1 protein-coding gene is annotated in these 269 nt (G+C 48.0%); it reads right to left on the reverse strand.

The annotated features are described in order from the left end of the window. Window positions 1-269, reverse strand: a 269-nt coding sequence (locus ACSV5T_RS09910; protein ID WP_438321005.1) for a ribonuclease E/G, incomplete at both ends; no start/stop codon positions are given.

The following is a 269-nucleotide window of genomic DNA, read 5'->3' on the forward strand; positions in this document are numbered from 1 at the left end:
GGCTTGCTAGCACTTCATCGCGGTGTTGTTGCTCTTGCATATCGATAAAGTCAAGAATGATAATCCCGCCCAAATTACGCAGTCGCAGCTGACGGGCGATGGCATGGGTGGCTTCAAGATTGGTTTTATACACCGTATCTTCAAGAGAACGCCCTCCAACAAATGAGCCGGTGTTGACATCAATGGTGGTCATGGCTTCGGTTTGGTCGATAATAAGATAACCGCCTGATTTGAGATTGACACGGCGATTGAGCGCGTCTTTTAAATCC

Origin of the sequence: Veillonella sp. ZSJB6 (assembly GCF_051549505.1) — a bacterium.
Taxonomy (GTDB): Bacteria; Bacillota; Negativicutes; order Veillonellales; family Veillonellaceae; genus Veillonella.